Source organism: Streptomyces sp. SID3343, from assembly GCF_009865215.1.
GTDB lineage: Bacteria > Actinomycetota > Actinomycetes > Streptomycetales > Streptomycetaceae > Embleya.
This window is the reverse complement of the sequence record NZ_WWJX01000179.1, coordinates 1-11,490: the sequence shown is the minus strand read 5'-3', so window position 1 is coordinate 11,490 and position 11,490 is coordinate 1. Positions and strand designations below refer to the sequence as shown.

The following is an 11,490-nucleotide window of genomic DNA, read 5'->3' as shown; positions in this document are numbered from 1 at the left end:
TCTCTCCCGGGCCGCCCGGTGCGGCGTGGCCGACCGATCCGGCGGGTCGGACCATCGCGGCCGACCGGCTCGCCGCCGCTGCGGCCGACCGCTGGGAACGCGAGCACGGGGCCGGAACGCCCCGCGTGTTCACCCCGACCGGCTCGTACAGCGACCAGATCGGCACCTGGGAACCCTGCAAGGGCGGGTACAAGGCAGCCTTGATCAACGGTTGCCTGAAGATCCCGGACGGCGTGCTGCCCGCCACACCCGGTCATGCGCAGATCGGTTGGCCCGACGGCACCGTGCAGCGCCGGCCGATCGTGCCTCCGTCGGCGATCTTCGAGCAGCGCATCCCGGCCGATGCCCGGGCCTCGTGCGGTGATTCCCGAAATCCCGAACTCACCGTCACGTCCGCGATCCTCGTGGACGCGCCGATCGACACCGCGTGGGGGCCGGCCACCGTACCGATGTGGCAACTGTCCTTCGCGGACACCGCCGTACGCGGCAGCGTCCTCGCGGTAGCCGCCGACCCGACGACGGCAGCCCCCGAACCCGGGCAGGACATCGGACCGCGTCCCGACCGCCTGACCGTCTCCCCCGACGGCCGCACCCTGACGGTGTCCTTCATCGGAGCGCCGCCCGGGACGGGCCCATGCGGCTACACGTACGAACTCCGCACGGCGCAACGGCCGGGGGTGGTGGCCGTCGTGGTGGTCGCGACCTCCACCGCGCCACCGCAATCCCTCGACGGCCCGCTCGAATCGACGGTCGGTTGCCCCGCCGTCGGTGCCCTCCGCACTGCGGCCACAACCCTGGACACCGCACTCGGCGAGCGCCCGGCCATCGAGAACCGAGGCCACCTGATCACCCGTTGAAGGTTCCGCCGACGTGGACACCCTCTCCCGAGTCGAACCACCGGACTCGGGAGAGGCGCGCAGACCGGCGGTGGCGGACCGCCGTGTCAGCCCGCGGCGAGGTGGGACCGGTGGCGGCCCAGGTGGTCGATCTCCAGTTCCATGACATCGCCCGCCGCGAGGTACGGGAAGCGCCCGGAGAGCGCGACGCCTTGTGGCGTACCGGTGTTGACGATGTCGCCCGGTTCGAGGACCAGGTATTGCGACAGGTGGTGGATCAGGTAGGCCACCGAAAAGATCATGTCGGCCGTGGTCGAGTCCTGGCGGATCTCCCCACCCACCCACGAACGCAGGTGCAGGGTCTGCGGGTCCGGGATCTCGTCGGCGGTCACGAGCCACGGGCCCAGCGGGTTGAACGTCTCGCAGTTCTTGCCCTTGGACCACTGGCCGCCCGACTGCTCCAGTTGGAACGCGCGCTCGGACACGTCGTTGCTGATCGTGTAGCCGGCCACGTGCGACAGCGCGGTCTTCGGTGAGTCGAGGTAGCGGGCCCGGCTGCCGATCACGACGGCGAGTTCGACCTCCCAGTCGGTCTTGACCGCGCCACGCGGGATCAACACGTCGTCGTACGGGCCGACCACGGTATGCGGCGCCTTGTAGAACAAGATGGGCAGACTCGGCGGTTCGGCGCCCGACTCGGCGGCGTGCGCCGCGTAGTTCTGGCCGATGCACAGGATCGCCCCCGGCCGCCCCACCGGCGCGCCGACGCGCAGGCCCGTGACGTCGAGTTCGGGCAACGAGCCCGCCGCGGCGGCCTCGCGGACCCGCTCGATGCCGTCGGACGCGAGGAACGCGCCGTCGATGTCCTCGGTCAAACGGCTCAGGTCGTAGTGGCGGCCATCGGCGGCGAACAGCACGGGGCGTTCGCTGCCGGGCTCGCCGACACGCATCAGACGCACGGTGAACTCTCCTGGTATCGCTGGGTGTTGGGGGGTGTCGGTGGGTGTTGGGGGTGTCGGGGGGTATCGGTCAGCCGACCCGGACGAGCGCGTCCGGGCCGACCTCGTGCGCGAGCGGACGGCCCGTCAGATAGCGGGTGACCTCGTCGACGACGATGTCGCCCTGCCGGCGCCGACACTCGACCGTTCCGGCGGCCCGATGTGGCGTGAGCAGCACGTTCGGCATCGCACGCAAGGGGTGGTCGACAGGCAGTGGTTCGTCGTCGTACACATCGAGCGCGGCGTCGATGCGAGCAGTGCTCAACTCCGCGAGCAGTGCTCTCTCGTCCACGAGCCACGATCGGGCCGTGTTCACGAGTCCCGCTCCGTCCGGGAGCAGGGCCAATTCTCGGGCCCCGATCAGGTGTCGGGTCTCCGGCAACGACGGGGCATGCAGCGCGACGATGCGGCTGGTCGCCAAAAGCGTGTCCAGGTCCACGAGTTCCACGCCCAGGTCGCGGGCGCCCTCCACCGTCAGCGTCGGGTCGGCAACGCGCACGCGAGCGCCGAGCGCCCGTACCACGTCGATGTACGCGCGGCCGGTTCGAGACGCCCCGACCACCCCGATCCGACTTCCGAGCACCTCGTGTCGAGGCGGCGCCACCGAGGCGTGCTCCCACTCCAGGCCACCCCGCAGCGCGTGATCGAAGCGATGTGTGCGGTGCAGCAGGGCAAGCGTGAACGCCAACGCGACCTCGGCCACCGACCGCGCCATGCCCTGACCGGCCTGGGTCACCCGCACCCCGCGCGCGAACGCGTCCGGCCCCACGTAGGGGCTGATCGCCGCGCCGGTGTGCGCCAGCAGCCCGACCCGATCCGCGGCGGCGAGCAACTCGCCGGTCAGCCGCGGCATCCCCCACGACGAGACCACGACATCGGCGCCCACCAGGGCCGTTCGCAGTGCGTCGACGTCCGTCGGATCGTCCACGAGCACGACCTCGCCCACGGCCCGCAGCCGCTCGACCCCGCCCGGCTCGCCGTTCACGGCGTCCACACCGTTCATACCGTCCACACCGGGCTCACCCGCGCCGAAGAACTCTTCCCGCAGACCCGGCGCGACCGCCACCACGATCACCGGACGGCCGCAGCCCGCCCCCGCGTCGCCCGCGGAATCGGCGCCACCCGCGGAACCCACGCCGCCCGCCCTACCCGAGCCAGGCATCAAGGTGCTCCGCGACGAACGCGTCGTCCGTCAACCACGGGTACGCCTCGGCCACCCGGGTGATCTCCTGGGCCTGCCCCGGTGACATCGTCTCGGCGGGATCCAGGCACCACGTACCGTCGAGCAGTCCCTGCCGACGCAACACCTCGTGTACGCCCGCGATACAGCCGCGGAATCCGCCCCGTACGTCGAACACGGCCGAGTTGGCATCCGTCAACTCCGGTGCCCGACCGAGCAGTTCGATCATCGCCTCGCGATCACCGCCGCGTGCCTGGCGGACCCGCTCCAACAGCGTGACCGCCGTCGACGTCCACACCGCCCACTGCCCGAGCAGCCCGCCGGCGAACCAGCGCGGCCGGTTCGCCACCCGATACGGCGTCAGCAGGTCGGTGATGATCGCGTCGTCGTTGCCCGTGTACAGCGCCACGTCGCCCGCACGGTCCGCCGTCGCGACCGCGGCGAGCACGTCCGCCGTACGGTAGCGGTCGAAAGGCGCGATCTTGATCGCCGCGACCGACGGGATGTCCGCGAACGCCCGCCAGAACTCCGGCGTCAGGAACCGGCCGCCCACCGCCTCCTGGAGGTAGAAGCCGATCACCGGCAGCACCTCGCCCACGGCACGCGCCCGTTCCAGCAGGCCGGCCTCGTCGGCGCCCGGTACCGCGGGACTCAGCAACACCGCGTCGTAACCGAGCGACGCGGCCAACTCGGCCTCGGCCACCGCCTGCGCGGTATAGCCGCACGCGCCGGCGACCCGGACCACCGGTCGGCCGGCCTCCCGCGCGACGGTCTCGGCCGCGAGTTCGAGGACCGGACGCAGCAGCCCCACGTCGGGCTTGCGGATCTCGAACTGCGTGGTGTGCACGCCGACCGCGATCCCGCCCGCGCCCGACGCGAGGTAGTAGCGGGTCAAGGCCCGCTGCCGCCGCTCGTCGAACCGTCCTTGCGCATCCAGCGCGAGCGGATGCGCGGGGATCACGGTGCCGGACAACAGCAGCTCGATCGGCGAAACCGAAGCGGAACCCACCGGTGAACCCAAGGAACCCGGAGCCCCCGAAGACACCGAAGCACCCGAAGAGCCCGAAGCCGGCACGGAACCGAGCACGGAACCCGGAGTTGACGTCGGGCCGAAGCCCGGAGCGGAGTTGGTCACGATGCCTCAGAACTTTCCGTCGCGGACCTGGAACTTGGTGGCCTTGCCCGACAACGGATGTCCGCGCCGGATCCATTCGGCCTGCCAGGCCACGAGCGTGCGCAGGGGAACGTCGGGATAGCCGAACAGCTCGTGGCAGCGGCTCGCGTCGGACAGCAGCGCACTGCCCGATTCGGTGCCCACCACCGTCGCCTCGCGGCCGAACGACTCGCCGAACAGGGCCGCGATCCGCCGCACGGAGGCCGTCTCGGGACCCGTGAGGTTGACCGTGAACGGCGCCGCGGCGTGCCGCAGCGAACGCAGCGCGACCTCGTTGGCGTAACCCTGCCACACCACGTTCGCCTGACCGGTCGTCACGTCCACGGGTTCGCCCGCGTACACGGCCGCCCCGATGTCGGCGAGCACGCCGTAGCGCAGGTCCACCGCGTAGTTGAGCCGGATCAGCGCGACCGGCGTGTCCCGCGCCGTCGCCGCGTAGGTGAACACGCGCTCGCGCCCCAGGCACGACATCGCGTACTCGCCGACCGGCCCGACCGGGTCGCTCTCGACGCTGCCGCCGGAGCCCGCGGCCACGAGCGGGTACACGTTGCCCGTCGAGAACGCGGCGATCCGGGCAGTCGGGTAGCGGCGCGCGATCCTGTCCGGCAGCGCGGCGTTGACCGCCCACGCGTGCTCGGGCGCGCCCGCGGAACCGAACTTGGCGCCGACCATGAACACCACGTTGTCCGCGTCCGGCAGTTCGGCCGGGTCGCCGTCCATCAGGTCGAACGCGACGGTCCGCACGCCGTCCGCCTCCAGCGCCTTCGCGGCCGCGGCATCGGACCAGCGGGAGACCGCGTACACCCGCGCCTGCGACCGGCCCGCGGCGTCGAGGCCGCGACGCGCCAGCCGGCACAGGCTCGGGCCCATCTTGCCGCCCGCGCCGAGCACGACGAGATCGCCGCGCAGCTTCGCCAGGTCCGCGATCAGACCGGCGGACGGGGTCGCGAGCAACTCTTCGAGAGCGGCCTCCCCGTCGGGAAACCCGCGCGGCACATCGCCGTGCGGCTCGCCGCGTCGGGGAACGTCGCCTTGCGGCACATCGCCTTGCGGCACATCGCCTTGCAGTACATCGGTCATAACGAACCTTCAGCCCTTGATTCCGGTCGCGGCCACGCCTTCGGTGACGTAGCGCTGGCCCACGAGGTAGGCCATGAAGATCGGCACGAACGCGACCACGGAGCCCGCGAGGACCACGTTGAGCGGCACGTTCTGTTGTTGCAGTGAGGCGATGCCGACGGTGAGCGTGCGCATGTCCGTGCTCTGGCCGACGATCAACGGCCACAGGAAGTCGTTCCAGTGCCACAGGAACACGAACGTGCCGAGCGTGGCCATGATCGGCTTGATCAGCGGGAGCACGATCCGCACGAAGATCTGGAACTCGGACGCGCCGTCGATCTTGGCGGCCTCGAACAGTTCGTCGGGCAGGCCCTGAATGAACTGCCGCATCAGGAAGACCGCTTGCGCGTTGGCGAGCGACGGCAGGATCAGACCCCAGTAGGTGTCGACGCCGTTCATCTTCGCGATCAGGACGAACGTCGGGATCATCGTCACGTGGTACGGGACCATGACCATCGACAGGAACGACCAGAACATCGCGTCGCGGCCGGGGAAGCGCTTCTTGGCGAACGCGTATCCCGCGAGCGCCGAGAGCAGCAGCGTGCCGAGCACGCCGACGACCGAGTAGATGAGCGTGTTGATCAGCCACTGGGGGACGTCCTGCGAGCCGAGGACGTCGCTGTACGCGCTGGTGGTGAGGTTCCACGGGAGCAGGCTGCCGGGGAACTCGACCGCGCCGGACGGCTTGAGCGACAGGACGACCATCGCGTAGAACGGGAAGATCGTGGCCAGCGCGACGATGCCGAGGACGAGCCCGCGCAGCCATTTGCCGCGCGTGGTGCCACGCATCGCGTAGGGCACGCTGTCCTGTTCGCGTCGCGAACCCGAACGCCCGGACCGCGAAGCCCGACGGAACCGCCCGCCACCGGCGCCGGATTCGGTCTTCGCGACGGCGACCGCCGGTCCGGTGTCCGAAACCTCGTGGGTATCGAGGGACATGGTCACTTCTCCTTCCCGATCACGAGGCGCTGGATGAGCGCCACGACGAGCGTCAGGACGAACAGGGCCAGGCCGATCGCGCTGGCGTAGCCGAGATCGAAGTACTTGAAGCCGGCGTCGTAGAGCTGGAAGACCAGCGTGTAACTGGCGTTCGCGGGGCCGCCACCGGTCATCACGTACACCGCGTCGAAGACCTGGAAGCTGGCCGTGGTCTCGATCACGGCGAGGAAGAACAGCGACGGCTTGAGCTGCGGCGCGATGATGTACCGAAAGCGCTGCCACGGGCCCGCTCCGTCGGTGAGCGCGGCCTCCTCCAGTTCGCGGGGCACGTTCTGCAACGCCGCGAGCAGGATGAGCATGCCGTAGCCGAAGCGCGACCAGATGCCCACGATCGCGAGCGCGGGAATCACGAACACGTCGTCGGCGAGCCAGGATCCGGTGTGCCCGCCGACCCACCCCATCACCGAGGACCACGGGCCGTCGGTGGAGAAGATCCAGATGAACACCGTCGACGCGAGCACGAGCGAGGTGACGACCGGCAGGAAGAAGATCGAGCGGAACAGCTTGGAACCGCGGAACGCCCGCCGGGTGAGCAGCGCGAGGGCCATCGCCGCGATGATCGTGCCGGGCACGGTGATGACCGTGTACAGCACGGTGACCTTGAGCGAGGACCAGAAGACCGGGTCGTCCCACAGCCGGGTGAAGTTGTCGAAGCCGGTGAACGTCGGCGAGTCCATCAGCGAGTAGTCGGTGAAGCCGAGCAGCACACCGGCGATGCTCGGCCCGAACCGGAACAGCACGAACAGCACGAAGGCGGGCAGGACGAACATCAGCCCGATGCGGGCCTCGCGGCGTGCGTGCGGCCCGCGTCGGCGGAGCCTGCGGGGTTGTTCCGCGACTGCGGCCACGGGGACCTCCTTGGGTGGTGGGGCGATGCGGCGGCCCACCCGGGAGTGGGCCGCCGCGGTGGAATCAGCGCGACAGCAGCGCGTTCGCCGCCTTGGCCGCGTCGTTGAGCGCGTCCTTCGGGCTCTTGTTGCCGATCAGCGCCGCCTGGATCTCCGGCGCGAGCACGCCCATCACGTCGCGCGACTTCTCCTTGAGCGGACCCGCGCTCATCGCGTCGAGTGTCTTGGCCATGTCCGCCTGGAGAGCGTCGCCGGGGTACGGGTCGGCGGCCGAAGTGCGGGCCGGGAAATAGCCGTTGGACTTCACCAGTGCCAGGCTGTTCTCCGGCTTGGCGACGAACGAGATCCACTTGCCCGCGGCGTCCTTGTTGGCGCCCTTGAGCATCGCGAACGCGCCGACCGTGCCGTAACCCGCCGACTTGACGTCCTTCAGCGGGGGCTTGACGACGATGTTCTCCTTGCCCCAGAACGGCTCGACGTCGGTGGGGGTGTTCTGCCATGTGCAGGCGACCTTGCCCTTGGCCACCGGGGTCTGCTCCAACTTGGGGGTCGTGGTGACCTGGTCCTTGTCGGTGTAGCCCTTGTCCACGAGGTTCTTGAGGTAGGTCAGCGCCTTGACGCCGGCCTCCGAATTGAACGCGACCGACTTGCCGTCGGCGGCGAACACGTCGCCGCCGGCCTGCCACAGCATCGGGTACCAGGTCATGTTCAGCGTCTGCTGGGTGTCGCCGCTGTAGCTGGTCGCCTGGAAACCCTTCTCCTTGAGCCGGGGGGCGAGGTTGGCCAGGTCGTCCCACGTGGCGGGGTAGTTCGTCTCGCCGATCGCGTCGAACACGCGCTTGTCGCAGATCAGCGGGTTGGCGCTCATCAGGAGCGGGGTGCCGAGTACTTTGCCGTCCACGCTGACCGAGTCGAGCGCGGCCTTGCGGTAGTCGGCCTTTTCGGCGGCCGGCATGTACTCGTCGGCGGAGATGATGCTGCGCTGGTACTTGGGCAGTTGGTCCGGTACGAGGTAGACCACGTCGGGGGCCTTGTTCGCGGCGATCGAGGTCGCGAGCGCGGTGTCGCGATTGGCCCACGGGTAGGTCTGGACCTTGACCTTGTAGCCCGGGTTGGCCTTCTCGAACGCGGTGGTGAGGCCGTTCCAGTACTCCTTGTTCTTCGCCTCGTCGGCGATGACCGGGTACATCCACGTGGTGATCGACTTGCCGTCCGAGCCGGAGGAGCCGCCGCACGCGGCGAGGCTCACGGTCAGGGCGGTCGCCAGGACGGGCAGGGCGACCAGACGAACGGCGCGGGTGGCGCGGGGCCGAGTGCTTCTCATGAGGGTTGCGTCTCCTGACAGCGGGGTTTGACGGGGTGTCAGCACAGGGGGCGGCGGGAGAACCGGCCGCGGAGCTCAGCGTTCGGGCACGGCCTCGGTGGTGCCGCGGTGTCGGGAGCGTTCGACGGCGAACGCGGCGAGGTGGCTGCCGAGCGAGTCGGCGCCGTGCGAGCGGATGTGCGCGGCGTCGCCGGTGGCGAGCGACGTGACGAACGCGTCGATGAGGGCGGTGTCGCCACCGCCGTGCCCGTCGGCCGCGTTCGAGCCGGACGCGCCCGCGTCCAGTTCGGTGACCGCGTCGTCGGCGAACGTGTGCACGGTGACCTTCTCGCCGTCGCCGCGCAACCACCCGTGGCTGCCGAAGATCCGTACCTGACGGTGCGTCTGCTCGGTGAACGCGGTCATCGTGAAGGTCGCCGTCCGGCCGCCGGACAGTTGCATCGCGACCACCTGGTGATCCACCACGTCGTTGTCGCAGTGGTAGACGCAGCGTCCGTACGGTCCTTCGCGCAGCGCTCGCACCAACTCGGCCCGGTCCTGCGGGCCGTGCGCGGCGTCGGTCACGTGGTTGATCGGCCACGCGTCGCCGGTGTCGCGCAGGGCCGGGAAGTACAGCTTGGGACCGGAGTAGGGGCAGTCGGGTTCGACCGCGCAGTCCAGGCAGTTGCGGGCCGAGCCGACCGGGGCGTTCTCGGGCTTGAAGTGTGCGAGGCCGCCGAAGCTCGCGACGGTCTCGATCCGCGAGCCCGTCACGTAGCCGATCCAGTCCAGGTCGTGCGAGGACTTGGCCAGGATCATCGGCGACGAGTCGGCCTCGCGGCTCCACGGGCCGCGCACGTACGAGTGCGCGTAGTGCCACCAGCCCACCGGCTCCAGGAGGTCGAGGCTCACGATCGAGCCGAGTGCTCCTGAGTCGATCACGCCCTTCACCAGGTCGGTGTAGGGCGTGTAGCGCAGCACGTGGCACACGGCGAACGGGACGCCGGCCTCGGCGACGCCCGCGACGATCCGCCGGCAGTCCGCCTCGGTGGCGGCCATCGGCTTCTCGGTGAGGATCGCGTAGCCGGCCGCCGCGAGGGCGAGGATCGGCTCGACGTGTTCGCGGTCCTGGGTGGCCACGATCACCGCGTCCGCGATCCGCTCGTCGAGCAGTGGACGCCAGTCGGTGAATTCGATGGCCGCGCCGGTCGCGGCGCGCGCGGAGGCGCGTGGGTCGGCCACCGCGACGAGTTCGGCGCGGTCGGGGTGGCGGCGGATCCAGTCGGTGTAGGTGAGCCCGCGGTTGCCCGCGCCGACGAGGGCGATCCGGACCGGACGATCGGTGATGGCCGGGTGGCCGTTGTTCGGGGTCATGGTGGGCGCGGTCATGGTGCTTCCCGTGGTGCGAGGCGGCGACGAGCGGTGGGTCGGCGGTTCAGAGGAGCTGATTGCCGGCGGTGTGCGCGACGCGCGGTCCCTCGTCGGGAACCGCGGTGCGGGTGACGCCGTCCTCGACGCATCCCGTGTGCAGCAGGGCACTTGTTCCGGCGAACGCGCCGGGGGCGAGTTCGAGCCGACCGCCCGTGAAGGTGTTTCCGGCCGCTCGGTAGCGGTTGACGCCCTCGGTGACCACGATGTGCGCGGTGGCGGCGTCGGCGGCGGTCGAGGTGCAGCCGTCGAGGTTCCAGGTGACGGTACGCGCGCCGCCGGTGCGGGCCAGGAGCGCGCGGTCGGCGTTGCTGCCGCCGAGCCGGGCGCGCGCGAGCGTCGCACTCTGGTCACCGCTACCGGCGAACCGAAGCCCGGTGTCCCGCAGTTCGCCGCCCGTGACGGTGAGCGCGGCGCCGGTGACGGTGGTCGGCGCGGCGGCCGGGGTCCCCACGAGAGTGCACTCGGTGAGGGTGAGGCGTCCCGCGTTCTTCAGGTTCGCGCCGTCCAGGCCCTTGAGCGTGACGCGTTCGAAGTGCACGTCGGCGGTGACGTTGGCCTGGGTGATCTCGGCGCCCTTGGCGAACGTGAAGGTCGAGTCGGCGATCACGTTGGCGCGCTGCGAACGCGTCGACGCCTGCGACACGATCAGCGGTCCGGAGGCGGTGCAGCCGCGGATCTGCACGCCGTCGGCGTTGACCCACAGCATCCCGGAACCGTCGAGCGAGGGCTTGCCGATCACCTGCATGTCCTCCAGGGTCAGGTCGGTGATCTTGACCCGGGCCACGAACCACGAACACACGTGCTTGCGCACGGTGATCCGCTTGGCGACCGAACCCCACGCCGCCCCGGAGTTGGCGAACGTCATCAGGCCGGAGTTCCCGGTGTAGACGAGGTCGTGCTCGAACTGGCCGTGCGTCACGAACGGCCCTTGGTCGTCGCCGTCGCCGTGACAGTTGGTCACGTGGCAATAGGCGGACGCGGTCAGGTCGTTGAGGTGTCGGCTGTTCGCGACGTGGCAGTCCTCGACGTGCCCGTACAGGCAGTAGATCTGCTGGGTGAGGTAGCCGGCGCCGCCCCACGTGACGCTCGCGGGGTTCTTCAGCGAGCACGCGCGGGTACGGAAGTGCGTACACCAGCGGCGCATGATCACCGGCCAGAACGTGCCGGAGGCGTCGACGTGTTCGACGTCGCAGTTGATCGCGTACTCGTACGCGATCGGGTGCGAGCCGGTGAGCTGGTCGCCGTCGGGGATGCCCTGGAAGACCATGTTGCGCACGTGCGCGCGGTCGACGGGTTCGATCCGGGTCCAGGTGAAGGTACGGCCGGCGGCGAGGTCCCAGCCGATCTTGTAGCCGACCCGGATGTGTGTCGGGTCCTCCAGGCGGGTGATCTCGACGAGCCGCTGTACCTCCTGCTCGTACTTGCCCTTGCCCTTCTCGGCGTCGATGGTGACCGCCCACCACTCGCCGACCTTGAACCTCGTGCTGTCCGGCACCTCGAAGATGTCGGAGAGGTCGGGCATCGGCGCGGACAGCACGGACTTGACGACGGTGTCGGTCACCGTGCCCTTGAAGTACAGGACCGCGCCGAACGGGTTGTCGT

General features: G+C 70.1%; 9 protein-coding genes and 1 pseudogene. 1 reads left to right on the top strand and 9 read right to left on the bottom strand.

What is annotated here, in order from left to right:
- Positions 1–857 (top strand): annotated as a pseudogene (locus GT354_RS06505) (hypothetical protein); the annotation flags it as partial.
- An 86-nt stretch (positions 858–943) separates the two neighbouring features.
- Here GT354_RS06505 and GT354_RS06500 read toward each other — a convergent pair.
- The 9 genes from GT354_RS06500 to GT354_RS06460 all read right to left on the bottom strand — a co-directional run.
- Positions 944–1,795: a fumarylacetoacetate hydrolase family protein gene (locus GT354_RS06500; RefSeq protein WP_161355247.1), complete on the bottom strand. Its 852-nt coding sequence runs from the start codon at positions 1,793–1,795 to the stop codon at positions 944–946.
- A 70-nt stretch (positions 1,796–1,865) separates the two neighbouring features.
- Positions 1,866–2,969: a hydroxyacid dehydrogenase gene (locus GT354_RS06495; RefSeq protein ID WP_346011889.1), complete on the bottom strand. Its 1,104-nt coding sequence runs from the start codon at positions 2,967–2,969 to the stop codon at positions 1,866–1,868.
- Between the two features lie 10 nt (positions 2,970–2,979).
- Positions 2,980–4,023 (bottom strand): dihydrodipicolinate synthase family protein, encoded by a 1,044-nt coding sequence (locus GT354_RS06490; protein ID WP_161355245.1) that lies wholly within the window; start codon positions 4,021–4,023, stop codon positions 2,980–2,982.
- A gap of 132 nt (positions 4,024–4,155) precedes the next feature.
- On the bottom strand, positions 4,156–5,268 hold the full coding sequence (locus GT354_RS06485) for an NAD-dependent epimerase/dehydratase family protein (RefSeq protein WP_237534435.1): 1,113 nt from the start codon (positions 5,266–5,268) through the stop codon (positions 4,156–4,158).
- 9 nt (positions 5,269–5,277) lie between these two features.
- Entirely contained in the window at positions 5,278–6,096 is an 819-nt protein-coding gene (locus tag GT354_RS06480) for a carbohydrate ABC transporter permease (protein WP_346011890.1), read from the bottom strand.
- A 152-nt stretch (positions 6,097–6,248) separates the two neighbouring features.
- Complete coding sequence (locus tag GT354_RS06475; RefSeq protein ID WP_161355243.1) at positions 6,249–7,154, bottom strand: sugar ABC transporter permease; 906 nt, start codon at positions 7,152–7,154, stop codon at positions 6,249–6,251.
- A gap of 64 nt (positions 7,155–7,218) precedes the next feature.
- Positions 7,219–8,478 carry a sugar ABC transporter substrate-binding protein gene (locus tag GT354_RS06470; protein WP_161355242.1) on the bottom strand — a complete coding sequence of 420 codons (1,260 nt, stop codon included), beginning with the start codon at positions 8,476–8,478 and terminating at the stop codon, positions 7,219–7,221.
- Positions 8,479–8,553: 75 nt separating this feature from the next.
- A complete protein-coding gene (locus tag GT354_RS06465; RefSeq protein ID WP_161355241.1) occupies positions 8,554–9,846 on the bottom strand; it encodes a Gfo/Idh/MocA family oxidoreductase in 1,293 nt (430 codons plus the stop codon).
- Between the two features lie 46 nt (positions 9,847–9,892).
- Positions 9,893–11,490 (bottom strand): peptidase C14 (locus GT354_RS06460; RefSeq protein ID WP_161355239.1); only part of this gene is annotated, 1,598 nt, incomplete at its 5' end.